Source organism: Promicromonospora sp. Populi, from assembly GCF_041081105.1.
In the GTDB taxonomy this organism is placed as follows: domain Bacteria; phylum Actinomycetota; class Actinomycetes; order Actinomycetales; family Cellulomonadaceae; genus Promicromonospora.
Genome location: NZ_CP163528.1, coordinates 3,577,155 through 3,602,129 on the forward strand (window position 1 = coordinate 3,577,155; position 24,975 = coordinate 3,602,129).

The 24,975-nt window shown below is 71.3% G+C and carries 20 protein-coding genes; 9 read left to right on the forward strand and 11 right to left on the reverse strand.

All coding sequences use genetic code 11. From position 1 onward, the window contains the following. Positions 1 to 48 precede the first annotated feature (48 nt). The 11 genes from AB1046_RS16205 to AB1046_RS16255 form a co-directional block, all read right to left on the reverse strand. The gene (locus tag AB1046_RS16205) at positions 49 to 4,461 is read right to left on the reverse strand and encodes a LysM peptidoglycan-binding domain-containing protein (protein ID WP_369370324.1); all 4,413 of its coding nucleotides are present in this window, start codon (positions 4,459 to 4,461) and stop codon (positions 49 to 51) included. Continuing rightward, positions 4,461 to 4,934, reverse strand: coding sequence for a pilus assembly protein TadG-related protein (locus AB1046_RS16210; RefSeq protein WP_369370325.1), 474 nt, complete (start codon positions 4,932 to 4,934; stop codon positions 4,461 to 4,463). Before AB1046_RS16210 ends, AB1046_RS16205 begins: the two co-directional genes overlap by 1 nt. Beyond that, on the reverse strand, positions 4,931 to 5,377 hold the full coding sequence (locus AB1046_RS16215; protein WP_369370326.1) for a TadE/TadG family type IV pilus assembly protein: 447 nt from the start codon (positions 5,375 to 5,377) through the stop codon (positions 4,931 to 4,933). The genes AB1046_RS16210 and AB1046_RS16215 overlap by 4 nt, the downstream gene beginning before the upstream one ends. Beyond that, positions 5,374 to 5,754 carry a TadE/TadG family type IV pilus assembly protein gene (locus tag AB1046_RS16220; protein WP_369370327.1) on the reverse strand — a complete coding sequence of 127 codons (381 nt, stop codon included), beginning with the start codon at positions 5,752 to 5,754 and terminating at the stop codon, positions 5,374 to 5,376. Before AB1046_RS16220 ends, AB1046_RS16215 begins: the two co-directional genes overlap by 4 nt. Positions 5,755 to 5,757: 3 nt before the next feature. After that, positions 5,758 to 6,051: a hypothetical protein gene (locus tag AB1046_RS16225; RefSeq protein ID WP_369370328.1), complete on the reverse strand. Its 294-nt coding sequence runs from the start codon at positions 6,049 to 6,051 to the stop codon at positions 5,758 to 5,760. Positions 6,052 to 6,136: 85 nt separating this feature from the next. Next, a complete protein-coding gene (locus AB1046_RS16230; protein ID WP_369370329.1) occupies positions 6,137 to 7,057 on the reverse strand; it encodes a hypothetical protein in 921 nt (306 codons plus the stop codon). A gap of 1 nt (position 7,058) precedes the next feature. Continuing rightward, entirely contained in the window at positions 7,059 to 7,937 is an 879-nt protein-coding gene (locus tag AB1046_RS16235) for a type II secretion system F family protein (RefSeq protein ID WP_369370330.1), read from the reverse strand. Further along, a complete protein-coding gene (locus tag AB1046_RS16240; protein WP_369370331.1) occupies positions 7,934 to 9,592 on the reverse strand; it encodes an ATPase, T2SS/T4P/T4SS family in 1,659 nt (552 codons plus the stop codon). The genes AB1046_RS16235 and AB1046_RS16240 overlap by 4 nt, the downstream gene beginning before the upstream one ends. Then, positions 9,589 to 10,506, reverse strand: a complete 918-nt coding sequence (locus AB1046_RS16245; RefSeq protein ID WP_369370332.1) for a hypothetical protein — start codon at positions 10,504 to 10,506, stop codon at positions 9,589 to 9,591. Before AB1046_RS16245 ends, AB1046_RS16240 begins: the two co-directional genes overlap by 4 nt. Before the next feature lie 3 nt (positions 10,507 to 10,509). After that, the gene (locus AB1046_RS16250) at positions 10,510 to 11,208 is read right to left on the reverse strand and encodes an SAF domain-containing protein (protein WP_369370333.1); all 699 of its coding nucleotides are present in this window, start codon (positions 11,206 to 11,208) and stop codon (positions 10,510 to 10,512) included. A 504-nt stretch (positions 11,209 to 11,712) separates the two neighbouring features. Continuing rightward, on the reverse strand, positions 11,713 to 12,570 hold the full coding sequence (locus AB1046_RS16255; protein WP_369370334.1) for a sigma factor: 858 nt from the start codon (positions 12,568 to 12,570) through the stop codon (positions 11,713 to 11,715). 251 nt (positions 12,571 to 12,821) lie between these two features. On the opposite strand from AB1046_RS16255, the gene AB1046_RS16260 reads away from it, so the two are divergent. The 9 genes from AB1046_RS16260 to AB1046_RS16300 all read left to right on the forward strand — a co-directional run bounded on the left by AB1046_RS16260 (position 12,822) and on the right by AB1046_RS16300 (position 24,968). Next, positions 12,822 to 13,151 (forward strand): hypothetical protein, encoded by a 330-nt coding sequence (locus tag AB1046_RS16260; protein WP_369370335.1) that lies wholly within the window; start codon positions 12,822 to 12,824, stop codon positions 13,149 to 13,151. Continuing rightward, positions 13,148 to 14,284 (forward strand): conjugal transfer protein, encoded by a 1,137-nt coding sequence (locus tag AB1046_RS16265; RefSeq protein WP_369370336.1) that lies wholly within the window; start codon positions 13,148 to 13,150, stop codon positions 14,282 to 14,284. The genes AB1046_RS16260 and AB1046_RS16265 overlap by 4 nt, the downstream gene beginning before the upstream one ends. A 14-nt stretch (positions 14,285 to 14,298) precedes the next feature. After that, a complete protein-coding gene (locus AB1046_RS16270; RefSeq protein WP_369370337.1) occupies positions 14,299 to 14,583 on the forward strand; it encodes a hypothetical protein in 285 nt (94 codons plus the stop codon). A gap of 112 nt (positions 14,584 to 14,695) precedes the next feature. Further along, positions 14,696 to 15,502 (forward strand): hypothetical protein, encoded by an 807-nt coding sequence (locus tag AB1046_RS16275; protein WP_369370338.1) that lies wholly within the window; start codon positions 14,696 to 14,698, stop codon positions 15,500 to 15,502. A gap of 6 nt (positions 15,503 to 15,508) precedes the next feature. After that, positions 15,509 to 19,348 carry an ATP-binding protein gene (locus tag AB1046_RS16280; protein ID WP_369370339.1) on the forward strand — a complete coding sequence of 1,280 codons (3,840 nt, stop codon included), beginning with the start codon at positions 15,509 to 15,511 and terminating at the stop codon, positions 19,346 to 19,348. Then, positions 19,345 to 21,324, forward strand: a complete 1,980-nt coding sequence (locus AB1046_RS16285) for a hypothetical protein (protein ID WP_369370340.1) — start codon at positions 19,345 to 19,347, stop codon at positions 21,322 to 21,324. Before AB1046_RS16280 ends, AB1046_RS16285 begins: the two co-directional genes overlap by 4 nt. Then, on the forward strand, positions 21,324 to 21,950 hold the full coding sequence (locus tag AB1046_RS16290) for a hypothetical protein (RefSeq protein WP_369370341.1): 627 nt from the start codon (positions 21,324 to 21,326) through the stop codon (positions 21,948 to 21,950). The genes AB1046_RS16285 and AB1046_RS16290 overlap by 1 nt, the downstream gene beginning before the upstream one ends. After that, on the forward strand, positions 21,947 to 23,281 hold the full coding sequence (locus AB1046_RS16295; RefSeq protein ID WP_369370342.1) for a M23 family metallopeptidase: 1,335 nt from the start codon (positions 21,947 to 21,949) through the stop codon (positions 23,279 to 23,281). The genes AB1046_RS16290 and AB1046_RS16295 overlap by 4 nt, the downstream gene beginning before the upstream one ends. Positions 23,282 to 23,504: 223 nt before the next feature. Beyond that, positions 23,505 to 24,968 (forward strand): MDR family MFS transporter, encoded by a 1,464-nt coding sequence (locus AB1046_RS16300; RefSeq protein ID WP_369370343.1) that lies wholly within the window; start codon positions 23,505 to 23,507, stop codon positions 24,966 to 24,968. Positions 24,969 to 24,975 lie beyond the last annotated feature (7 nt).

The window sequence follows — 24,975 nt, forward strand, 5'->3', positions numbered from 1 at the left end:
CAACACATCCCACCGAATACCTGTCTCCGCCGGCGCGGTCGGCCGAGCTCAGCGCCCGCTACGCTCCCGACGCCGCTCCTGCTCGTCCACCTGGGCCAGCAGCTCCTCGGTGTCGGGCTCGGGCTCCATGGAGAGCTGCTCCAGGTGGTCCCGCAGCCGGTCCACGAGGCGGCCCACCGCGTCCCGCCGCCCGGAGGCGATCTCCGCGCGGATGCCGTTGCGCCAGGACCGCTCGTCCACGGGGTCGGCGAGCCGCCCCACCTGCGAGGCGTGCCGGGCCATCGCCACGTCGCCCGCCAGCAGCGCGCGGCGCGCCACCTCGTGGGAGACGTCGACCACGCCCGACGAGATCGTGTGCATCAGCTGCTCCGCCCACGCGTACTTGCGCAGCGGCACACCCTCGAACGGTCGCCCGCGCACCATGTCCAGCGCGGCGAGCAGGTCCGGCGTCGGCGTCTGCGAGAGGTCGGGGCCGACCAGGTCGCAGAACAGGTGCCAGTCGGTCCGGACCCCACGCAGCCGGTAGCCGGCGGACTCGAGGTCGGCCTGGCCGCCGTCGTCCGTGGACCAGTAGCGCGGCAGGTGCTCGTGGCCGGACGGGTCGGTGCCCAGCCAGCGTCGGGCGCGCGAGACGGCGGACCGGCGGGTCGCGAGATTCGGCTCACGGGACGGCCACAGCGCCTTCGAGATGTCCGACCCGCGCGAACCCGGGTGGAACGCGAGGAACGCGATCAGCTCGGTCGCCTGCCGCTGGTGCGTTGTCGGCAGCTCGACGCCGGTCGTCCCGGCGAGCTCCACGCTCCCCAGCACGCGCACAACAGGAGCGGTGACCTCGGCAGGCGCGACCCGCGATCCGACGTCGACCCCCGAGACAACCGGCGTACCCAGCGGCGGTGTCGCGACACTCACGGCGGCCGTCGCCCACGGGGCGAAGCCCGCAGGAACCGCAACCGGCGCAGTCGAACCACCCGACGGCCCAGAGACGTAGCCCGGCGTCGGCGCAAGACCATCCGCATGGCCGCCCCCGACGTCCGAATCCGCGGCACCAGCGCGGACAACGTCCATCGGGATCTCCTCCAGCGTCGGTTCGGTGCGATCGATCGACCGGCTCCACGTGGGGCCGGGCGCGGTCTCGGGTTCGGCCAGCAAGGCCAGGGCTTGCGCGTAGGTAGCGGCGTCGAGCTGTTGCGGACGCACGGCGACATAGGCGGGCGTGAGGATGCCGCGTGTGGTGTCGCCGTTGGTGAGCTCGCCGGTCAGGTCGAGCACCCAGTCGCCGACCTCCGCGCTGGAGGTCACCGCCGCGATCCCCACCCCGGGCACCCGTTCGACCAGGCTCTCCAGCTTGGCGCGCTCGGCGAGGCCGAGCCGCTCACCGACGAGCAGGATCTCTGGCGTCCAGGCGTCGGTCGCCAGCCCCCGGCCGCGCGCGTCGGCGACGGACGTGGCACCGACCTGGGCGAGCGTCCGGTCGACGTCGTCGGCGCGGGCCTCGAGCTCGCGGATGATCCCCGCCAGGCTGGCGACGTGCCGCACCCGGCCGGTGTCGACCACACCCGGCAGCTCGCCGAGCGCGCCGACGACGGTGACCTGCAGGTCGTCCGCCCAGAGGCTGGTGGCCAGCTCGATCGCGAGCGCCGCGAGCGTGGCCTGCGCATCGGCGTCCGTGCCGCGGATGTCGAGGCACGCGAGGTTCTCGAGATCGAGCATGAGGTGCGTGTCCTCGTCGTCGTGGCCGACGGTGACCAGCGCCGGGTAGGGCGCCTCGCCGTCGGCCTCGATCCCGACCGACTCGGCCGGACCGGCGACCGAACCGACCCGCGACGCGTCCTCGGCGTCGCCGGCCGCGAGCTGCCACACGAACCTGTCGGTGGTGCTGGCCCAGGGTTCAGGCAGGTCGGCGGGACGGTCGAGGTAGAGCTCGACGAACTCGCCGCTCTTCAGCCGCGCGATGCGCACTCCCGGCAGCGGCAGGTCACGTTCGCGGTGCCACTGCGCGAGGCTGCGCAGCGCGCGGTCGACCTGGCTGCGACCGAACGGGTCCTCGACGGTCCGCAGATCACGTTCGAGCGCGCCCGCCGGAGTGTCCGGCCCTGGTACGACGACGGTCTCGCCGGGCTCACGACCCTTGCGCGCGCGGAGCCGCTTCACGGCAACCAGCGCGATCAGCCCCGCCGCGAGCAGCGCGCCGATCCCGGCCGCCGTGCGGATCCCGACCGACTCCTCGAGCTCGTCGCCGATGTCGGACACGACATCTGATACGACGTCGGTGGCCGAGTCGAGCAGGGACTCTTCGCCCCCGCTCGCCGCGCCGACAACGTCCGCAGCGCCCGCGATGCTCGCACTCGCAACGCTCGCCACGCTGGCGCCCATGATGCCGACGCCCGCGGTGCTCGCACCCGCCGCGGCAACCGGCCCGGCAACCGGCCCGGCACTTGCAGCGGCGTCAGGCTCAACTCCCACCGCCGCAGACGACTCGATGGCAACCTCAGGAGCGCCCTCCCCGACGACCGGGTCGTCGCCGTCGATCTCGTCAGGCAGCACCTCCTCGGTCAGCACGCCGCCGACGGCGGTGCCGGTCACGTCGGTCCCAGTCGCGTCAGTCCCGGCCACCTCAGACTCCGGAGCGCTGCCCGAGGTAGTCCCGCTGCCCGACGACGTCTCCTCCGCAGCCGGCTCCTCCGGCTCGCCCTGCGGCATAAGGCTTTGCCCGAAGAGCTCGTCGGCGATCAGCCCCTCCCCGGGAATGGACTCGTCCGGCCCGCCGCCCTGCGATGCTGGCTCGTCCGGCTCCAGGTTCGGGTCGTTCTGGAGGTCCTCGGGTGTGACCTCGTCGTACAGGGGCTCCGGCGCATCCCGGGGCGCGGGCGGCGCCTGCGGAACGAGGATCCCCTCCGCCGTCTCCTCGGGAGCGGGATCCTGGGTGCTGAGCCCGGCCGTGCCGGTCCCGGCGTCCGCGGGGTCGCTCGTGTTGGCACTGTCCTGTTCGGAGTCGGACTCCTTGGGCGGCGCGTTCTGCCCGACGCGGTTCGGCTCCGCCGCGGAGGGGGCCTCCCCGGCAGGCTGCTCGTCGGAGGGCTGGTCGCCCGATCCCTCCTCCACCACATCGTTCCCCGAGCCGCCCGGTTCCCCGACGTCGTCCGGATCGACCTCGACGGCGCCCTCGGGCGTCACCTCGGTGGATGGCGTGGCGGACGGCGTCGCGCCCGCCTCCGAAGCGCCGTCGTCCGGCGTCGGGTCGGAAGACCCGCTCGGAGAGGCATCGGGGGTCGCGCTCGGCTCGGCCGAGGGCTCCTCGGCGCCCGACGAGGCGTCATCGGCGGGGGCGTCATCGGCAGGGGCTTCATCGGTTCCGGGCTCCGGCGTCGCCTCGGCCGCACCCGGGACCGTCACGGTCCAGCCCGGAAGGATGTAGTCGGGATCGGTGAGCCGCATTCCACCAGGCTGTTCCGTGTTGCGCGACGCCTCGTAGATCTCCGGGTACTGGATCCCTTCGCCGAGTTCCTCCTCGGCGATGTCCCACAGGGTGTCGCCGGACTCGATGACAATCTCGACGGCACCCTCCGGGACGTCGTTCGACCCTTCGGCACCGGGATTGCGGACGTCGACGGTGCCGTCGTCGGCCGGCTCGTCGGCCGGGCTCTTCGACGGCGCGATCCCGATGGGATCGTCGGTCGAGGTGGGCGTCACCTCGACCGATCCGCCCGTGGCCCCGGCCGGCAGCCTCAGCACCCAGCCCGGCTCGATCCAGTTCCCGGCGTCGAGCGCACCGCCGTCGGGCTGTGGTACGCCGTAGTTGAGGTCGGCGATCTGCTTGAACCGCGCGCCGTCGCCCAGGGTCTGCTCGGCGATCCGCCACAGGGAGTCGCCCGGCTGCACGGTGTAGGTGGCCGACGGCGCCTCGTCGGCTCCGGCGCGCCCGGTCGTCTCCGCAGCGGCGGAGACGCCAGCCGACACACCGGCACCCGGCGAGACCGGCGCGGACACCACGGTCCCGGTCTCGGCCAACTCGACGGGCGTGGTCGCAGCCATCGCGGGCGCGACCGAAGGCGCCGCGACCAGCATCGTGATCACCGCGCCGACGAGCACGGCCGCGGCACGCTGCTGCGCCCCGAGCCCCCGCACGTGCGGCGAATGGCGTCCGCGCAGCGCCGCGATCACCTCGATCACAACGGCGATCGCGAACGTGAGCCACGCGATCCAGCCGACGACCTTGACGAGCCCGAGCAGCACGGAACCAGTCACGTCCGGACTGGTCAGCGTCATGATGACCCGGTCCAGGCTGACAGGGCCGGTCCAGACCGGCCCGCCGAGCAGCCACAGACCGATCGGGATCCCGACGACGAGCGCGATCAGCAGCAGTGCCGCGCCCAGTCCTCTCACCACACGTGCGCCAGTGCCTCGTCGTGGCGCGCCGGACCCACCGGCCACCGAACGACCCTGGGCTGTCGAGGTGCTCATCAGGATTCCTCCTGTCCTATCCCGCGGACCGCTCGCGCCTCGGCATCGGCCGAGACGTCGAGCGAGCTGATCCCGATCAGTGTCAGGAACGTGGTCTCGTACGTGACCTGGGTACCCACGCTGACGGTGGCGCCGTTGACCGCGGTCACGCCACCCTGCACGCCCAGCGCGTCGAGGGTGTCGGCGGCGGCCTGCGTCGCGCGCGCGGGATCCACCTCGGGAGGCAGTCCCAGCTGCGCGCGGTCGATCCGGATCTGCTGCGCGGCGGCTCGCGCCGCCTGATCGGCGGCGTACTCGGCCTCGTCCTCGGCCTGCAGCCGCCCGCCGCCGTCGACCACCAGGCCGATGGCGATGATCAGCGCGGGCACCATGCCCGCCGCGAGGATGTTTATGTCGCCCCGTTCCCGCACCCTACGAACGCCCGACGGCGCCCGCCTCGTCCGCAGCCACATCCGCATGATCCCCCTGGTCATGACCGCCCCCGATAGGCGTCGAGCACCGACGTCCCCGTAGCGCTGATGGTCCGTGAGCCGGGCGCGCCCGGCAGGCCGAGATCACTCAACGGCACCACGCACTCGACGCGCACCGTGATGGTCCCGACGGTCCCGAGCGGCAGAGCGAACGCGTCAGTCGCCGGCATGACCGACGTCTGCGCACAGCGCACCCCGGAGTTCACCAGCGTCGAGGTCGCGGTCGACGTCGCCTGCGCCCCGGCCACGCTGGCCGTCCGGCTGATCGACGCCGCCCGCGCGGCCTCGTTCGCCGCCGACTGCACCACACCCTCGGCCAGCACGAGCCGCCCCGCCATCACCAGGAGCAGCCCGATCAGCAGCAGCATGGGAAAGATCACGACGGTGTTGATCGCGACGTTCCCGCGCTCGCGATCGGGCCTCCCGTGCTCGCCGTCGGACCTCATGGCCCCACCACTGCCGATGTGAACCGCTCGACGGGCCCCGTGGCCGACTGCTCGATCCGCAGCCCGCGGAACCCCGGGACGATCGACGGCGCCAGCCCGACGACGCGCGCGGTCGCCGTATCTTGCCCGCGGGTCACCGACACGTTGACCGATGCGAACGCGTCGCCCCCGCGCGCGAGCCGCTCCGCCGCCTCCGCGTACCCCGCCTCAAGGCTGCCGCCCTCGACCCGCGCCGCCTGGACCGCGCCGTTAGCGACGGACTGGGCAGTGTTCTGCGCGTGGAAGTAGAGCATGCCCTGCACCATCGCGAAGATGAGCATGAGGACTATCGGGTAGGTGATGACGGTCTGGAGAGAGGCGGCGCCGCGTTCGTCCATGCGTCATCCCCCGAGCTGCGACATATATCGCTCGACGAGGCCCTGGATCGCGGCCCCGAGCGCGATGGCGATACCCAGGCCAATTACAGACAGCACAACGATCTCGATGGACTCCAGCCCCGCCTCGTCCGGCTCGCCCGCGCGGCCGGCGGCAAGCCGGCGACGTAGCTCGGCCGAGCGCTCGGCGAACCGGGTGTTCAGGGTGTCGACTCGGCCGCGAGCAGCGTCGAGGCGCAGTGCGGCACGGGCGGTGGCGCGCGCCGCCGCCGTCCGGCCTTGGCTCAGGTGCTGGTTCATGGTGACTCCTGGGGTGCTGTCGACTTCAACAAATGGGTAGGACGCGGCTCGTGTGACATCCGCATGCCACAGGGGGCGGGCCGGATCAAGGGGCGGTCTGAAACATAGTGACCCCGATTGGGAAGATAAGCATCAGAAAGTACACAAAAACTGTCAACGTCCCAGGCACCGTCATCCGCACGGTCGCGTCGTGCGCGATCTGCTGCTCGACGTCGAGCTGCGCGTCGCGCATTGCCGCCGCCTTGGACTGCAGCTGGTCGTGGATCGCCGAGCCCTGCGTACCCGCGAGCTCCACGATGGCGGCAACCTCGCCGAGCGCGTCCACCCCCACCTCTTCGCCGAGCTCGCGCAGCGCCACCCACGGCGCCTGACCCTCCCAGCGACCCCGTTCGAGCGCCTCGGCGATCCGCCGGAACGGCCACGACCCGGCGACCTGCGCCGCGGCGAACGTGGCCTGCGTGGCGCCCGCACCGGAGATGCGCTCGATGGCGAGCAGCTCCAGGTACGTCGACACGGCGCGGGAGAACTCCTGCCGGGCGCGCCGGGCCTTCGTCCGCGCGTCGAGGTCGGGCAGGAACCAGGCGCCGAGGGCGAAGATGATCGATGCCCCCAGCGGCACCCCTACCGGCATGCCTAGGTTCAGCAGCCCCACGCACAGTCCCAGGAACGGCACCGCGACCAGGGCGATAACCGCGCCGAGCGCCTTCTCGCCGTAGTGGTCGGTCGCCGTCTTGCCGATGAGGTCGAGGTCCGCCCGGGTGGGGCCCCACCGGCCCAGCAACCTGACGGGCAGCCGGCGCTGCGCCCACGCGCCGAACACCTGCGTGTATCGCTGGGTAGAGGTGAGCTCGCCGCCGGCGGACACGGTGATGGGCTCCACCTTGTCGTCGCCGCTCAGCCGGTCCAGCGCGGACTGGAGCCGCGGCGTCGACGGAAGAAGCTCGCGCACGACGAGGAACAGGCCGAACCCGGCCACCGCTCCGAAACCCACCGCCCAGGGCCACATGTCAGGCCCTCCGCTCGTCGGGCAGGAACCGCGGGATCGGCTGCCCCAGGCTGATCTTGCGCATCCACAGCAGGCAGACCACATACGCGCAGAACAGGATCACCGCGATGACCTGGCCCAGCGGCGAGTCATAGCCACTCAGGTAGCCGGACATCGCCGTGGCCCCCAGCACCAGGAGCGTCACGATCGTCACCCAGCGCACCGTCGCGCGGCCGGTGGAGCGCTCGGTCTCGATCTCGCGCCGGGCCTTGGCCTGCGCGGACAGGGACTCGGCGAGCTGCCGGAGCGCGGGCGCCACGGCTCCGGTGCGGTTGTCCGACTCGAGGATCATCGCCGAGGCGATCATGTCCGCCGAGTAGTCGTTCATCTCCTCGGCCCACCGGTAGAGCGCGGGCTTGATGGGCTGGCGCGCCTCCAGGCGCGCCACCAGCCGCGCGAGCGAGGGCCGCACGGAAGGCGCGGCGCTGTGCAGGGTCGCGGCGATCCCCTGCTCCAGCCCGACGGCGCCGCCGGACAGCACACCGATCAGCGACCGCACCCAGGCGGTCAGGTCGGTCAGCTTCTCCACCTCGTTGGACTGCGTGGTGGTGCGGAACAGCGACGGCAGGCCGACGATCAGCACCGGCACGATCAGCACGAGCGACCACCAGCCGGTCAGGATGCCGATGACAAGGCCCGCCGCCGCGCCGACCCCCAGCACCTTGCGCTGCGGATACAGCGGCCCACCCTTGGTCAGGCCGAGCAGGCGGAGCAGCCCGTGGAAGGGCGGGGTGGTGCGCACCGGCTTCGGCGTCGGCTCGTACTTCTGCGCGCCGACGATGACGAACCACACCCCGAGGCCCAGACCGAGCCCGGTCAGCACCGCGATCAGCGTGATCATGGCGTCCCCCAGAGCCCGTCCCGGTAGTTCAGCAGGCTCGCGTCGAAGCCCTCAGCCTCCAGGTCGGCGAGGAACGACGGCGTGACGTTGGGCACCGCGCGCCCGTTCGGCCCGGGCTCAAAGACGTCGGTGATCGCCACCGGGTTGCCGGCCTCGCCGCGCGTCACCTCGATCACCTCGGAGAGGTACCGGCGGCGGAGGCCGTCGGCTCCGACGTCGACCCGGAGGAAGACGATGAGGTCGACCGACTGCGCCACCTGCCGGTACGCATAGGTCTCCGACAGCGTGGAGTCCTGCACTGCCATACCGACCAGGCGTTCGACGACGTCGCGCGCGCCGTCGGCGTGCACCGTGGACAACGAGCCGTTGCCCATCTGCATCGCCTGGAACATGGACACGATCTCGGGGCCGCGCACCTCACCCACGATGACGCGGGAGATGTTGTGCCGCAGCGACTCGTAGACGTTGACGTTCGTATTGATCTCGCCCACGCGCCGTCCCGACGTGTTCATCTCACCGGAGCCCTCGCGCGTGCGCAGCGCCACCACCCGCTTGTGCTTCTCGGGTTCGAGGTGCAGGTAGAGCTCGTAGTCCGTCTCGATGGTGGCGATGGACTCCCAGGGATCAAGGCCAGCGCACAAAGCCCGCAAAAGGGTCGTTTTACCGCTGCCCTGGCCCTGCCCGGAGACGACAATCGACTTGCGCGCTCGCACCGCCGCCGTCAGGAACTCGACCAGCACCGTGTCGATGGTGTCGTTCCGGCGCAGCAGCTCCAGGTCCACCGACTGCAGGCGCTGCAGGCGGATAGTGACGCGCGGCCACGGCACCACCCAGCCGACGGCGGCGAGGCGCACGCGACCCGGCAGGTCCAGGTTGAGGAACGGGTTAGCGCGTGTGAACGACCGCTCGTTCGCGGGGTCGCGCGCCGCGAGGAACTGGAGGAAGTCGATGAGCTCGGCGTCGGAGTCCGCGATGGGCTCCGCGTAGGTACGGCGGCCGTCGCCCATCAGCATGAGCACGGGCGCGGTCCCCGTGATCTCGATGTTCTCCACGTCGGGGGTGTCGATGAGCGGCTGCAGCCGGCCCAGCCGGAACAGAGCGTCGAACAGCGCGCGCGTCACCTCGACCTGGTACTCGGTGGTCCAGTTCCGCTGGCCGCCGGAGAGCAGGGCGTCGTTGTGGTCGCGCACCACCTGCTGGATCAGCTCCTGGCCGAGCGCCTCGCGCTGCTCCTCGTCCAGCTCGCGGGCCGCGAGCGCCGTCGTCAGCCGTGAGGACACCTCGCCGCGCAGGCTGTTGACCTGGCGCCAGAACTCGGAGTCGCGCAGGCGCGGGTTGCCCGGCTGGCCGTGGTACTCACGGCCCGCCCTGGCCACGGCGCCGACCCACGGCGAGGCGCCGCTCCCCGGTGGCTGGACCCTGCCGTCGGGGGTCCGCACTGGCGCGGCGGTGCGGGTCCCGGCGCTGGCATGGCGTGCCGTGCCGGTGCCCTGTTCCACGGGTACGGCCCAGGACTGCTGCGTCGGGGCGGCGCCGTCGGCAGTCCGGGGCTGTGCCCCGACGACGGGCGCGCGGCGCGGCGCGGCGGGCGCCTGGTCGTCCGCCTCGTGGAAGATCGGCAGCGAGGAGAGGTCGGGGAAGTCAGGCGTGCTCATGAGGCTCTCCCGGCGTCGCCGCGCCACGGTGCGACCGGCTGCGCGGATCGCGGGCCGGTACCCGCGTGGTCGGGCCCGCGGCGCGGGCCGGGTCCGGCCTGCGGGCCGGGCCCGCCGTCGCGCGGACCGGTGGAGAACCGGCTGCGCCGCTTCTCGATCCGGTCCTGGATCCGTGAGATGACGGGACCGGCCGAGCGCACGAGCGCGGACGTCGGGTAGCGGCGGCCCGCGGGCGAGCCCACGGACAGCACCTCGGCGTTCACCGGGTCCCAGGCCAGCGAGCCAACGGTGCCCAGGCCGAGGGTCCGCGAGATCTCGGCCGCGTCGTACGGCCGGCCGGGGCCGACGGTCAGGACGGTGAGGTTGGTGAGCTCGCGCGCCGCGGCGTCGACCAGCGAGGTGCGGGACTTGACGAGCTCGCGGGTCACCGCGATGTCGGGCAGGCGCGAGCCGGTGGTGATCAGCACCTGGTCCGCGAGCCGGACGATGGGCTCGCGGTCTTCGCGCACGATGCCGCCGGTGCCGAGCCGGCCTAGGTCGACCAGGACGTCGACGCCCCCGCGTTCCAGCGCGACCAGCTGGTTGGCGAGCGGTCCCCAGAGGTTCGCGACGGCGGGTGCGGTGTGCGGACTGACGATGCCGGGCAGCAGCTTGCGGTCCGGATCGTTTCGAACCAATGGAATGGTCTGCTCCCAGAAGGCGGCTTCGAGGTCACCATGGGAGTGGGCGATCGCGAGGGGCTGCAGGCCGCGGTCGTGCGGCAGCTGGCCGCGGAAATACCCGGCCAGGATCGAGGAACCGGCGAGGTCCGCCTCCACGAGGAGGACCGGCCGGGGCCACTGGAGCGCAAGCACGAGCGCCGCCGTCGTGGTGCCGGGCGAGCCCTTCGCGTTGGCGAGAGCAATGAGAGCCACGAGTCACCCCGCCCCGACGGCGTCGATCACGATGGCGACGCGGCCGGTCGCGGCGCGGGCCGCGAGCGGGGCAGCGTTGGCCGAGGTGACCTCCACGTCGACGACCATCCCGTCGCCGAGCGGCGACTCGGTGACACCGATCACGACGGCGGAGATGGCGAACGGCGCCGTTGTAGGCGGCTCACCACCGGTGGCCGGCGTCTCGACGATCCGCACGGCGTCGCCGGCGACCAGGTCCCGGGTCCCGGGCATCTGGTTCGGCGCGAGCGCGATGCCCACCACTGAGTGCCCCGCAGCGGGCTCGATCTCCTCGACGGTGCTGTCCAGCGTGAGGAGCTGGCCCGCAACGAGGTCCACCGCGGCGATCCTGTTCGCCATCTCGTCGGCCTGGTCGGCCGGGATCGGCTCAAGCAGGGTCGGCTCGTTCGGGAGGCTCACGGGCCCGAGGTCGTTCGCGGTGATCGCGGTGCCCCGTGGGATGTCGCTGGTGACCGCGAGCACCTGATAGGTACGGCCGAGCGTGCTGACCAGGTAGACGCTCGCGAGCACGCTCAGCGCCACGAGCGCGAGGCCCAGCGCGACGAGCGCGGGTCGACGGCGGGCGCGCGTCGGTTTGAGCGGCCCCGGCGGTGCGGGTCGCTGGGGTTGTGTCGCGGACCGGGCCTGCTTGTCCTGGTTCGCGATCTGGGTGCCACTGCTCACCGTGCCGTCTCCTCCGAGCCCGTCGGCAGAGTCCGCCCCGGGTTTCCTCGGGGCGGGTCCCATCGAGGTCCCCATCCGTGCGTCCGTGTTCACCGTGCTCCCACCCGTGCGGTTCGAGGGCCTCCTGCGGTGTCACACGAGTGTCACCGCAGGTAATCCTCTTCCACGCGGGCGGACCCGGCAGGTTGAACGCTAATCAGGGTTAAGGATGCTCGCTAGGCCAGGGAGACTGCAAAGTTGTGGAGATGGCTTGAATATTGAGTGACTCCCAGACGATCTGCCGCTTACGTACCGGAACCACACCTGTGGTGTTGACTTCGCAGGTCAGGACGTGAGAAGGGCGATTCCATCGCATGATCCACGTAAAGATCGTTCGGAGAATCTTTACGTTTGACGGGCGATCGTGCGGTGTCCGGACAGGACGAGAGGGCCCCGCTGGCGGTGGGGCCCTCTCGCGATGAGTAGATTTCCGACGATCTCAGGGCATCACGCACCCCCCAGTGCTCAGCCCGTCGGTCGTCGTCGTCCCTCATCGTCCCGTTCGCCCGGTTGTCCCCCAGACAGACCACCGGACTGAACGGCTTCCGCCAGCCGTCGCACTGCGCGACTCGCCCGCTGGCGCAAGGCTGCGTGCGAGATGCCCAGCTCGTGGGCCACCCGCCGCTGATAGTTCCCGCGACCCGAGCCGAGCTCGGCGTACTCCGGGAGATCGGGGTCCGGCGCGTACAACCGCGCCAGAAGTGCTGACTCGTCCCGTGTCAGGACGTTTCGGTCGAGCCCCCACGCGATGACGTCGAGGACCTCGCCCGTCGGGCCCAGCGACATGCTCGCGAGCGAGTAGACGACTTCGGGCCCGGACTCGGGCGGCGTCTGCCGTTCGAGGACGGTCAGCGTGTCCGTGTCGGTGGGGATCTCCGCCACCTGGGGTCCGCGGCTCACCCGGCCACCCCGAGCGTGCGGGGCCCGGTCGCCGACGACGCGCGTCAGCGTGTGCCCCTGGAGGCGCATCGCCACCCGGCTGCTGCGCTCGAGGTCGTAGTGGGTGATCGCATCCCACATGGCGGCGGCGGCCTCCTGCTCGAGGTCCTGCACGTCTGGATAGTGGCGGCGCGACCGCCGCACGATCTTGCGCACCGCGGGGAGCATGCACTGCAGCACCGCGCGCCCGGCGGGGAAGCTGCCGCCCGCGTGCTCGACGATGAGCGCGTACAGCACCTCGTCCGCGTCGTCGGGGGCGAGCTGGACGGTGTCACCCGTGCGGAGCCCCGCGAGCTGCGGGAACCGTGCGACGAGGCGGCCGATCTCGAGTGCGAACGACCGCGTGCGGACCAGGTCGGCCCAGTCATGGTCAAGCTCTCGCATCAGCGTCCCTGATGCCGGTGCTGGTGTACGTGCAGGCATGGCGGTTCCCCCCTCCGGTCAGCACCGAGTCCATCCGGGGGGTGTTGCCCGCCACTGTTGCCCGCTGGTTCTGGCCAACTGTGACCTGCGTCACAGTTGGCCAAAACCCGGGGAAGACCGATGTCACACGAACTCGTCACCTGCCATTTGTGCTCAGCAGACGCAAGAGCCTGCTCAGCAGGCGTTGGACACGGAGAAACGGGAGAGGCGAGATGAGCAAGGACGAGCTCGACCAGGCGCCCGGCGCCGGACTCGGCAGCACCGACCTCGGCAGTTCGGGCCTGCGCAGCGCGGATCCCGCCGCCCCGGACTTCGACCGCACGTGGTCCCTGCTGCGGGACACCGCCGAGGTGCACGCAGCCCGCGGCGAGGTGGCGCCCGTGGTGCGCGACCTCATCGCCTCCCTCGCCGAGGACCCCCTCGGCGAGCAGGACACAACCGTGCGCCTGATCGAGGCGCTCGACAGCCCCCGCGTGCGCAGCGCACGCGAGGCCCGCGAGCGCATCCGGGCGGACCTGCAGAACGAGGTGCGGACGCGATGAGCTCGGTTCTTGTGCGACGGCGTGGCAAGAAGTCGGCTGAGCCGGCCGAGCTGCCGCCCCCTGCCGACGTCGCCTCCGGTACCGCCTCGCCGTGGACCGGTGGACCCGATCAGCCCGCGACGCCGTCGTCGTCGGGCGGGGGAGGCGACGACGAGAACCAGCCACCGCAGGTGGTGGAGTGGTCCAACGGACCCGCCCTGGTGACCAAGGCCTGGGGTGCCCTGCTCGCGCTGGCGCTGCTGGCCGGGCCGGCCGCCCTGGTGTGGACCGCGCTGCGCCCCGAGGCCGCCCCCGCCTCGGCGGTCGCCGGCTCAGCCGATACCGCTCAGGCGGCGGCGGCCCAGGAGCGGGCGATCGAGCTCGTGGAGACCTGGCTGCGGGCCGACAGCGACGACCAGCAGCTGATCGCCTCCCTCACGAACGCCCCGGTCGGCTCACTCCCCCAGGAGGGCCTGACCATCCGCGACTCGTCGGTGGCACAGATCGAGCAGGCGGAGGACAACGTGTGGTCGGTGACGGTCGGCGTCGACGTCGCGGAGCCCGCTCCCGGCTCGACACCCCCGCCGGCCGTGGAAGGCGAGGAGGCCGAGGTGCCCCTGGTCTGGGTGCGCCGCTACTTCCAGGTGCCGGTGCTGGTAAGCCGCACCGAGACCGAGTGGTCCGGGCCCCACCTCGCGGTGACCGCCGTCGCCCTCCCCGCGCCCGTCCCGGGCCCGGCGGCCGCCGCCGAGCCGCCGGACCTCGACTACCCCGAGACCATCTCTCCGACGTCGGCCGCGGGCCAGTCCGTGGCCGGGTTCCTCGCGGCGATGATCGCGGGCGACGGCGAGATCACGCGCTACCTGCGCCCCGGCACCGCCATCTCGGCCATCAGCCCCGCTCCGTACTCGGCCGTCTCCGTGACCGACATCAACGGGTCGCACGAGGTCACGGAGGACCCGGCCGACGGCGACGGCACGCACGCACTGATCACCGTCGAGCTCACCCGGCTCGACGGCAACACGACCACCGCCCAGTACGTCCTCACGCTTGTTGCGCGGGACGGCCGCTGGGAGGTTGCCGGCGTTCAGCCGGCCGTCCGTATCGACACGACGCCATCCGGCACGATCGACTCCGGCACCGCCGGGGAATAACGAAGGAGAGAACCATGATCAACGAGATCGTTATGGCCGACGGCTTCCTCGACCTCATCACCGTCAAGTCCGAGGAGGTCAGGACCACCATCGAGTCGGTGACCTTCGTGGTCGTCATCCTCATGGTGGTGATCACCGCCGTGAAGACCAAGATGTCGATCGCGGCGATCCTGATGTCCGCGATCGTCGGAGGCATCGTCCTGTGGCTCGTGAACGGCGGGATCAACGTCACGTCCGACCTGGCCCGGGACGAGTTCGACTCCGCCCCTGCAATCGTGAACTCGCAGACAGTTCTCTGACGACCGCTGGGTCTGACGGGGCTGCACGGGTGGGCAGGACGTCGAGGGCAGTGCACAGGGTTGGTCAGACGGGCACGTATCTGTGCCCAGCACGTGGTGAGGAGGGTGTCCGGTGACCGAGACCGCGAAGTTCTATACGAAGGCCCGACGCATCCCCATGCTGGTGGGGAAGCTACCCAGCGGCGGGCGCATCTGGGGCGGCCCGTACACCATCACCCAGGTGGGAGCGGGCGCCGTGGTGGCGTTCGTCCTGTGGCGGACCGCTCCGCTGTGGGCTCAGATGGGCGGCTTCATGAACATCGCGGTCGCCGTCGGGGTGGTCGTTGGCGTGGTCTGGGCCACCGGCAAGCTCCCGAGCAGCGGTCGCAACCCCGTCGCGTTCGTCATGGACGCGATGAACCTGAGCTCGAGCCGGGGACGGCTGTCCGGCGGGCAGGTCACCCTGCCCAAGCCGCGCCTGATCACCCACCGGGTAATGGTCGTGCTGCCCGCACCTCCCGCCACCGCAGCTCGGCGCAGTGCGCCCGTGGCTGGCCCGGCCCGTTCGGTTGCGGTTCCAGTAGCTGGTCCGACGGCGGGGCCGGCTCCGGGGCAGACGGTTAGGCCGGCCGGCCCGCAGCGCCCGACCGTCGTCGGGCCGGTCCCGACCGAGCTCCTCCCGGAGCTGACCGGCCACGGTCCCGCGGACGCGACCTTCGAGGGCCGGCAGCTTCAGCCGGCGACCAGCCCACGACCCCAGCCGGTCCCGGACAAACGCTCGCCCGCGGACTGGGCGGCAGCAGCCGCAACCGCTGCGGCAACGGCCAAGGACCGCGAGAACGCCGACCTCACCGGCGTCGGGCAGCTGCTCGCCGGCAAGCCCGCAGGAACGAAAGAACCCGGCGAACGCACCGCCCCCACCACTCCGCGAGAGGACTGAGCCCCCATGCTGAGCCACATCTCGGCCCTGACCGACGGCCTCATGTGGACCCGCACCGGGACCGTGTGGGCCCTCTGGCGTGTGTCCCCCGTGCCCTACGCGTTCCAGCCCGACGACAAGAAGCACGCGGCGCGGCGGCACCACACCGCGCTGTACCGCGCGCTGCGCGGCGAGTCGCTGCACCTCGGGCTGACGGCGGCCACCGACCCGGCGTCGGTGGTGCTCTCGATGATCGAGGGTGTCGACCTGACCGAGCGTGAGGCGTGGGCCGCGGAGTGCGAGGCCACCCTCGACTTCCTGGAGCAGATCCCGATCGGGCGGCGTGTGCACTGGATCGCCGCGCCCCTGGCCAACCCGGGCGCCAAGGCATTCAGTGAGCCGCTGCGCGCGTCCTGGTCCTCGCTCCAGGACACCCTGATGATGCCGCGCGCCGTGCCGGGCCGGCACGCGATCGGCGAGCGGGCCGCGCAGGCGGAGGCACTGCGCAAGGAGATGCCCGCCGCGTTCGACCCGCGGCCGGCGACCGTGGCCGAGATGGCCTGGATGTTCGGGCACGCCATGCAGCGCGGCCTCGGTCTGGACACCGCGGTGCCCCTCGACGGGTCGCTCGACGCCGAGATGCACTTGTCGGGGCCTTCGGTGCTGCCGTCGTCGCTGGTCGATCCGGCCGGTCAGACGGACTCCGAGAAGCGCCTAGGGCCGCTGCAGATCCTGAAGCAGCCCTACGTGAAGGTGCTCGACCCCACCAACCCCGACCTCGCCTCGTACCAGACGACGCTCGTGGTGGCCGATACGCCGTCGGGCGGCATCGTGTACCCGGGGTGCGAGTGGATCGGACGTGTCGACGAGTCCGGGGTGCCGTGCGACTGGGCCATCCGGATGACCGTGCGCTCGCGCGACGAGGTGACCAACCGCAACCGGCGCGCGGTGCGCACCCTGAACGACCAGTTCGACCAGCGCTCCGAGGAGGAGCGCGCGGGGTCGTCCCTGGACACGACGGCGCGCGCTCTGGGCGAGTACCAGGCGGTGATGGACGCCGACGAGCTCGAGGTCGAGGTGGACGCCACCACGATGTTCACCGTCTCGGGCCACACCCCTGAGCAGGTGCTGGACGACGCCCGGGACCTGACCAAGTACTTCGCCGCCATGCAGTTCTCGCTGCGCACCGACCCCACGATCCAGCCGACGCTCTTCGAGGCCACCCTGCCGGGCACCCCGACCCCGCGCGCCGTGCGGGAGTACTCGCAGATCACGACGGCGCGCGCGTTCTCGGCAGCGGTGCCGTTCGCCACCACCGAGCTGGGCGACACCTCCGGTGCGCTGTTCGCCCTGGAGATCTCGAACGGGGCGGCCCGGCCGAACCCGGTCTTCGTGAACCTGGCCGGAGCCACCGACAAGCTGGACGTCGCGCTCGCGATGGGCTTCGTGGGCGAGCTGGGTGCGGGTAAGGCTCTCGCCCTCGACACGCCCATCCCGACGCCGAGCGGCTGGACCACCATGGGCGACCTGGCGCCGGGGGACCGCGTCTTCGACGAGAACGGGGCGCCCACGGAAGTCGTCGGCGTCTCCCCCGTCATGCGGGACCACCAGTGCTACCAGGTGGTGTTCTCCGATGGATCGACGATCGTGGCCGACGCCGAGCACCTATGGACGACGGTTCCCCTGAAGACCCGCGGCCATCAGGCGAAACTGAACCACAAGCGCAAGCAGCGCGGCGAGACGCCCGTCGACGTGCTCGACGCGACGCTCGACCTGAGCGGACCCGGGTGGCACGAACACGGCACTGTCGCGACGACCGAGCAGCTCCGCGAGACGCTCCTGGCGGGCAAACAGCTCAACCACGCGGTGCCGGTCGCCGGGGCCCTGGAGCTTCCCCCCGTCGACGTCCCCGTCAACCCCTATTACCTCGGCCTCTGGCTCGGCGACGGGAGTTCATGGCGCTCCGAGATCACTACCGCAGACCCCGAAGTGCTCTCCCGCCTCGAGCTGTGCGGATACGAGGTCAGGAAGCTGTCGGCGGAGTACGCGTACGCTGTCCGGCTCCCGCACGAGGCGGATGACGGTTTCACGCCGGAGCAGCGGCCCTGCTTGCAGTGCGGAGCCCAGTACCTCGCTTGGTACGAGCAGCGTCGCTATTGCGGCAAGACCTGCGAGGCTGCCGGACGCAAGGCTGGCGTGCCACCCCTGCCGCCACGCCGCTGCGGCCGGTGTGACAAGCCCATGCTCAGGACCAGCACTGGCCGGCGGTGTGCGGACTGCCGCAAGGCGTCATCGATGACCGGACGTCTCGACTCGCTCGGCGTGCTCAAGAACAAGCACATCCCAGCTGCGTACCTGCGTGCGGGAACGATCCAGCGCCGAAGCCTCCTCGCCGGGCTGATGGACTCCGACGGCACAGTGACGCCGTCGGGCAGCGTGGAGTTCACGAACACGAATAAGCGGCTGGCGCGAGACGTCCATGAGCTCGCGCTGTCACTTGGATACAGGTCGGTGCTCCGAGAGGGGCGTGCCCGCCTGAAGGGGCGGGACGTCGGCCCGAAGTGGGCCGTCACCTTCACGACCACTGACGATGTCTTCATGCTCCAGCGAAAGGTCGACACGCACCTGGAGCGCGGGGAGAACCGCAGCGCCGCCCGAAACGCTTACCGGTACGTCACCGAGATCCGGCCGGTGAAGTCCGTTCCCGTGCGGTGCATCCGGGTGGCAGCAGAATCGAGCCTGTTCCTGGCGGGGGACGCGATGATCCCCACCCACAACTCGGTCAGCATGAAGACCGTGGCCATGGACAACGTCGACATGGGCGCCACGCTCATGGCGGTGGACCACACCGAGATGGGCGAGTGGGGCATCGCCGTCTCGGAGATCCCCGGCTCGCAGGTCGTGGAGATCTCCGAGGACGCGACGGTGTCCATGGACCCGCTGCGGATCCTGCCGCCGGCGCAAGCACCGCGGGTGGCCCGCGCCTTCATCACCGTGCTGCTGTCGGTGCAGACCAAGTCCGAGCAGAACGTGCTGCTGTCCAAGGTGCTGCAGACGGAGTACATGTGGCGGCACAAGATCACCTCGCTCGGGTCGCTCGCGCGGCACCTCGAGGCGGACTGCGAGTTCCCGGGCGCCCGGATGCTCGCCGACGAGATGCGGATCTTCTCCGAGCTCGACTTCGGGCGCGCTCTGTTCGACGACTCGCTGCCGCCGCTCGACCTGAGCTCGCCGGCGATCGTGCTGCACACGCACAAGATGCAGCTGCCCTCGAAGGCCGACATGGAGCACGGGCACCTGTTCGCCGAGCTCAGAGCCGAGAAGGTGTTCGGCCGCGCCACGTTCGCGCTCATCGCGGCTCTCGCCAGGTACCGCTGCTTCGCGGACCGCTCCCGGCTCGACATCTTCGCCGCCGACGAGGCGTCCAAGACCATGTCGTCACCGGAGGCGGCAGAGGAGATCGGCATGTTCATCCGGGACGGCCGTAAGCACAAGGCGGCGCTGCTGCTGGGCAGCCACGACGCCGAGGAGGACTTCGGCAACGAGGTGGTGCGCGGGCTGATCCCGTTCCGCGTGCTGCTGCGCCACCGCGACGCGAACCTGGCCCGCCGTGGCCTGCGGTGGCTGCACGGGTTGCCGACCACCGCACCGGTGGACGAGGGCCTGGTCAAGCTCGTCACGGAGGGCACCGCGCCGGTGACCGACGCCGCCGTCGGCGTGGTCGAGGAGCGCCGCGGGGAGTGCCTGATCCGGGACTTCCAGGCCCGCTACGGCCGGGCGAAGGTCATGGCGCCGCTCGTGGAGAGGCGCGCCGAGACCGTCAAGACCACGCCGACCAGCTCCTCCGGTGCGGTGATCGGGGCATGAACCGGCTGTCGCCTCTTTCGCTCGCCGCGCCATCGGGTGGGCTGAACCTGGAGGACACCCAGGGTGTGAGCACAGAACGGTTCGTGCTCCAGTGGGACACGGGCTCACCGTGGAACCCGCTGAACGTCGACTCCGAGATCTTCTCGACCCTCGCGGGCATGTTCTGGGCCTGGTACCGGGACATGGTCTCGGTCCAGATCTGGGTGCTCGACTGGGTGCTCGGCATGGACTGGCTCGGTTACATCCTGGCGCCGCTGGCCGGGCTGAGCGTGATCGTGCAGGGGATGGTCGCGCAGATCGGCCTGCTCAACCTGATGCTGATCATCCTGGCGTTCGTCGTCGGCTTCTGGCTGCTCAAGGGCCGGTACGCGGGCGGCTTCATGGAGCTCCTCATCGGCTGCATCATCGCGGCCCTGGCCACCGGATTCCTCGCCAACCCGATGGCGACGATCGGCGGCGAGCAGGGCGTGATCATGCAGTCGCGCAACGCCGGCATGGACATCGCCACGGGCTTCGCGACCGAGGGGGCCTCGTTCCAACGGGACTCCACGGTGATTCGGGAGGGCCTCAAGGGCCAGCTCGTGGACACCCTGCTGCGCGCGCCGCACCAGATCATCAACTACGGCTCGATGATCGACGGCACCGGCTGCGAGGACACCTATACCGAGAACGTGGGGCGCGAGAACGCCGTCGAGACGATCGGGGGGTGCGACGAGGCCTACCAGGAGGCGGCGTCCACGGTCGACGCCGGCACCGTCGTCTCGACGCTCAGCCTGCTCACCACGGGGTTCGTGTTCCTCCTGCTGTCCGTGGTGATCGTCGGCGGCACCATCTTCGCGGTGCTGCTGCTGGGCTGGTCGGCGATCAAGCTGCTGTGGCAGCTCCCCGTCGGTGTGGTCTCCAGCGGCACCCGCGCCCAGCTGTTCCGCACGTTCGCGAGCGTGGGCTTCGGCTGCATCCTCGTCGCGATGGCCACGATGTTCCTGGTCGCGTGGATGAGGATGCTGCTCGGCTTCTACGACGCCACGAGCGGGTTGCCGTTCCTGGTGCGGCTGTACCTGTTCAACACCCTGGTCATCGCCGGCGCCGTCTTCTACGTGCTGATGGGCGCGAGCGTTCGCCAGGCCCTGCGCGGCCTCGCGGACCGGCTCGCGGCCGCGGGCGTGCCCTCCCAGGTGGGCGAGCCCGCCTCCATGCCATGGGACGGCACCGCGAAGTGGCGGGACCGGTACAACAAGGCCAGGGAGTGGGCGGGTGTGGGGCTGGGCCCAGCCCCCGTGCAGGCGAACAAGAACGCGGTGGACGTGGACGGGGCCTCGGGCGTCGGCTCGGCGGGCCCGTCCACCATGGACGGGACCCCTGGCGTCGGCTCGGCAGGCGGCACCTCGGGCGGTGTGCCCGGTGACGACAACCGCACGGTGCCCATCCCGGTGAACGGCCCCGGGCGTCCGGGTGCTCCCGGCGAGCCCAACACGGGCAACGGCGTGAGCGGCGGCGGCAATGCCTGGACCACCGCTGCACGCACCGTGCAGGACGGATCGCCCGACGGCGGACGCGTGGCCGGACCTCCGGTGCCGGACGACACGAACGCCGGCGAGAAGCCGTCGAACGAACAGGTTCCGCACCAGCCGCCCACGGCCGGCGAGCGCCTGAGCGACCGGCTGGGCAGCGCGGCCCGAACGGGGACGTCGATCGCGCTGCAGGCCGGCGGGCTGGTCGCGAGCGGCGGCACGTCAAGCGCCGCGGTGGGCGCCTCCAAGGCGCTCAGCGTGGTGCGCAAGGCCCGGCAGGCCAAGCAGATGCTCAGCGCCGCCCGTGGCCTGGGCCGCAGCGGGGAGCGCTCGCAGAGCGCGGCCCGGCTGGCCGAGTCGCTCAATGCCGCTCGGCAGGGTGGGGCACCGCAGGCGGGCGGTCCGCAGCCGTCCGCCATCGTGCACAACCCGGGCCGACGCCAGATGCGAGGGCTGGGGCGCTGATGAGACGAGCAGTCATCGTGGCGATCACCGTGGTCGCCCTCGCGATCGCCACCTGGATCGGCTGGCCGCGTGAGGGCGGCCCCGTCGACCCGAGCGCGGAGGTGAGCTCGGGCGGCGTCGTGCCTCGGGAGCAGGACGACTTCGACAATCCCGTGGGCACACCGGACGAGGCCGCGGACGACGCTGCCGCCACCGAGACGGTCGACGAGGACCCAGCGGCCGGCGACCCGGCCGTCGTGGTGACTGCCGAGCCCGAGTTCGACGAGACGGCACCCTCGGAGCCCGTCGAGGCGACGTGGGACGACGCGGTCCGGGTGGCGGCGCGCGACGCCGCACTGGCGACCATCACCGCGTTCGCCGCTACGGACCAGACCGCGGCCGCCTGGTGGGCCGGGCTGCGGCCGCTGCTCACCCCGCAGGCGCGGCCCGTCTACCAGGACGTGGACCCGCGGCTCGTGCCGGTCACCGCGGTCACCGGCGATCCAGAGGTCACCGACGAGACATCGACGCTGCTCGCCGAGGTCGCGGTGCCCACCGACATCGGCGCCTACACGGTGCTCCTGACCCGGGCCGACGGCGCCGCACCCTGGCTGGCCGAGCAGATCAGGCCGCCGGAGGGGTCGTGAGCGGGCGGGACGCCGTCGGGCTGACCGCACGCGCCGTCTCGGTGGCGGCCAGGTCCCGGGGCTCCGGACCCGGCAGCAGGCCCGGCGGAAGGCCCGGCGGAAGGCCCGGCCGGAAGAAGGACGACTCGACCCGGCGCGCCGTGCTCGTGCTGTCCGTGCTGGCCGCGGCAGTCCTGGCGGTGCCCGCCGCGGTGGTCGCGATGGTCGTGCTGGTCGGTGGCGCCGTCAGCGAGAACCAGGCGCAGAACGACTGCAGCATGTCGCCGTCGGTGGTGGCCGCGGGCGGTGAGACCACGGCGGCCGGCGGGTTCACGGGCGAGCAGCTGCAGAACGCGTCGGTGATCCTGCAGGTGGGCCAGGACCGCGGCGTACCGGGCCGGGCCCAGGCCATCGCAGTGATGACGGCGCTCGGCGAGTCCGGCATGCGCAACCTCAACTACGGCGACGACCGGTTCGGTGTCACCAATCCCGACGGCTCGCTGACCTCGTCGATCGGCATGTTCCAGGAGCAGGAGTGGTACGGCACTGTCCAGGAGCGGCTCGATCCCGTGCAGTCGTCGGGCCGGTTCTACGACCGGCTGCTCGCGATCACCGGCTGGGAGACCTTGGAGCCGACCCTCGCCGCCCACAAGGCGCAGCGGAACGCCGATCCGTACCACTACCAGCGGTTCTGGGACCAGGCGCTCCAGGCGATCCAGCTCGTCAGCGGGGCGGACGACCAGGACCTCGCGGCGCTGTCCCAGTCCATCCAGGGGGCGGCGGCAGGCGCGCCTTGTCTGACCGGCTCGATCGGGCAGGCCGTCGTCGGCTCAGGTGGCTGGGCGAACCCGGCCGTCGGGTCCAAGGCGTCCGGGTTCGGGCCGCGCAGCACCGGCATCGCCGGTGCGTCGACCTTTCACCTCGGCCAGGACATCGCGGCGTCGTGCGGCACCCAGGTGTTCGCCGCGGCCGCGGGCCGCGTGGTCATCTCCGGCGCTACCGGCTGGGGCACCGGCAACACGATCCGCATCGAGCACGGTCTGGGCCTCGACTCGACGTACGGGCACCTGCTCACCGGCACCAACCTGGTCCGGGTCGGCGAGACGGTGCAGGCCGGGCAGCAGATCGCCTCGATGGGCGGCGACTCGCGCATCGACCCGGCAGGAGCGGGCACGTCGTCGGGCTGCCACCTGCACTATGAGGTACGGATGAACGGCCAGGCCATCGACCCGGAGCCGTTCATGGCTCAGCAGGGTGTCACGCTCGGTGTCGCCGCGCCGGTCACGGAGGCGGTCACGCCCGGAGATGCCCCGGCGGGCGACGGGGAGCCGGCGAACGCGACAGGGAACTGACCCAGGGCATTCCCGCACACCGATGATTTCTGCTCACCGCAGACGTCGACAAAAACAGGTCGCGATCGTCAGCGGGAATACCTGAAGATGGTCCGGCGTCGTTAGACGTAGGTCGTGTGCAGTGTCGCCCTCGATCTCGGCCCGCGCACCGTACCGAGAGGGCAATCCCATGAGTACCAGCACCTTAGACACGTCTGATCACCTGAACGATCCATCATCTACCGTGCCGCCGGCGAGCGACACGCCGGTCGAGGCGCGTGACAACAAGCTCGCCCCCGGCCACTTCCGCGTCATCGCGCTGCTCATGGCGAGCGCGTTCACGGTAATCCTGAACGAGACCACCATGGGCGTGGCTCTGCCGCTCATCATGGAGGACCTCGGTATCACCGCGACCGTCGGCCAGTGGCTGACGACCGCATTCCTGCTGACGATGGCGGTCGTGATCCCGGCGACAGGCTTCCTCATCAACCGGCTGGGCACACGATGGGCGTACCTGCTCGCGATGGCGCTGTTCAGCACGGGAACGCTCATCGCACTCGTGTCCCCGACGTTCGGCGTCCTCGTCACGGGGCGCGTGGTCCAGGCGACCGGGACCGCGATCATGATGCCGCTGCTCATGACGACGATCATGACGATCGTGCCACCGCACCTGCGCGGCCGGATCATGGGCAACGTCACCCTGGTCATCGCGCTGGCCCCAGCAATGGGTCCGACCGTGTCGGGGATCATCGCCGACGCTCTGGGCTGGCGGTACGTGTTCGCGATCGTCCTGCCCATCGCCGTCGCGGCACTCGTCGCGGGGCTGCTGTGGATCAAGGACGTGTCCGAGAAGGAACACCACTCGCTCGACCCGCTCTCCCTGCTCCTCGCGCTCGTCGCGTTCGGTGGCGTGGTGTGGGGCCTGTCCGAGCTCGGCGAGTCCGCACGTGGCGAGACGGCGGTCAACCCGTGGCTACCTCTCGGCGTGGGCATGCTGACCCTCGGGGTGTTCGTGTGGCGCCAGCTCGCCCGGCAGCGCACCGACTCCGCCCTGCTCGACCTGCGTACGTTCCGCTCCAGGAACTTCTCGCTGTCGATCGGGATCATGGCGATCGCGATGCTGGCGATGCTGGGCACCATGGTCATGCTCCCGCTGGTGCTGCAGGACGCCCTGGGCTACACACCCACCCAGTCCGGCCTGGTCATCCTGCCCGGCGGTCTGGCGATGGGCCTGTCCGGTCCCGTCGTCGGGCGCCTGTACGACAAGTACGGACCGCGGCCGGTCATGGTCCCCGGCCTGATCGCGGTGGTCATCGGAACGGGCATGCTGGCGTTCATCAACCCGGCGATGCCCTGGTACCTGATCGTGGTGTCGCAGCTCCTGCTGATGCTAGGCCTGAGCTGCACGTTCACTCCGCTGTTCAGCGCGGCGATGGGTGAGCTCCAGCCGCACCTGTTCTCGCACGGCTCCGCGACGATCAACACTGTGCAGCAGGTGGCTGGGGCCGCCGGTACCGCGCTCTTCGTCGCTCTGCTGACCATCCGCTCCACGTCGCTGGCCGACGCCGGTGCGGGGACCGCCGACGCCCTGACCGGCGGGGCCAGCCTTGCGTTCATCGTGGGCGCGAGCGTGCTGGTCGTTGCGGTTGGCCTCGCCCTGATGGTCAAGCGCCCGGAGTCGAACGGTGAGTTCCAGGGCGGTCACTGAGCCCGTG

What these genes read in the sequence shown, in the direction of transcription:
- AB1046_RS16205 (WP_369370324.1), bottom strand. Translation starts at nt 4,461, where the DNA reads ATGAGCACCTCGACAGCCCAGGGTCGTTCGGTGGCCGGTGGGTCCGGC.
- AB1046_RS16210 (WP_369370325.1), bottom strand. Translation starts at nt 4,934, where the DNA reads ATGACCAGGGGGATCATGCGGATGTGGCTGCGGACGAGGCGGGCGCCG.
- AB1046_RS16215 (WP_369370326.1), bottom strand. Translation starts at nt 5,377, where the DNA reads ATGAGGTCCGACGGCGAGCACGGGAGGCCCGATCGCGAGCGCGGGAAC.
- AB1046_RS16220 (WP_369370327.1), bottom strand. Translation starts at nt 5,754, where the DNA reads ATGGACGAACGCGGCGCCGCCTCTCTCCAGACCGTCATCACCTACCCG.
- AB1046_RS16225 (WP_369370328.1), bottom strand. Translation starts at nt 6,051, where the DNA reads ATGAACCAGCACCTGAGCCAAGGCCGGACGGCGGCGGCGCGCGCCACC.
- AB1046_RS16230 (WP_369370329.1), bottom strand. Translation starts at nt 7,057, where the DNA reads ATGTGGCCCTGGGCGGTGGGTTTCGGAGCGGTGGCCGGGTTCGGCCTG.
- AB1046_RS16235 (WP_369370330.1), bottom strand. Translation starts at nt 7,937, where the DNA reads ATGATCACGCTGATCGCGGTGCTGACCGGGCTCGGTCTGGGCCTCGGG.
- AB1046_RS16240 (WP_369370331.1), bottom strand. Translation starts at nt 9,592, where the DNA reads ATGAGCACGCCTGACTTCCCCGACCTCTCCTCGCTGCCGATCTTCCAC.
- AB1046_RS16255 (WP_369370334.1), bottom strand. Translation starts at nt 12,570, where the DNA reads ATGCGAGAGCTTGACCATGACTGGGCCGACCTGGTCCGCACGCGGTCG.
- AB1046_RS16260 (WP_369370335.1), top strand. Translation starts at nt 12,822, where the DNA reads ATGAGCAAGGACGAGCTCGACCAGGCGCCCGGCGCCGGACTCGGCAGC.
- AB1046_RS16265 (WP_369370336.1), top strand. Translation starts at nt 13,148, where the DNA reads ATGAGCTCGGTTCTTGTGCGACGGCGTGGCAAGAAGTCGGCTGAGCCG.
- AB1046_RS16270 (WP_369370337.1), top strand. Translation starts at nt 14,299, where the DNA reads ATGATCAACGAGATCGTTATGGCCGACGGCTTCCTCGACCTCATCACC.
- AB1046_RS16280 (WP_369370339.1), top strand. Translation starts at nt 15,509, where the DNA reads ATGCTGAGCCACATCTCGGCCCTGACCGACGGCCTCATGTGGACCCGC.
- AB1046_RS16285 (WP_369370340.1), top strand. Translation starts at nt 19,345, where the DNA reads ATGAACCGGCTGTCGCCTCTTTCGCTCGCCGCGCCATCGGGTGGGCTG.
- AB1046_RS16290 (WP_369370341.1), top strand. Translation starts at nt 21,324, where the DNA reads ATGAGACGAGCAGTCATCGTGGCGATCACCGTGGTCGCCCTCGCGATC.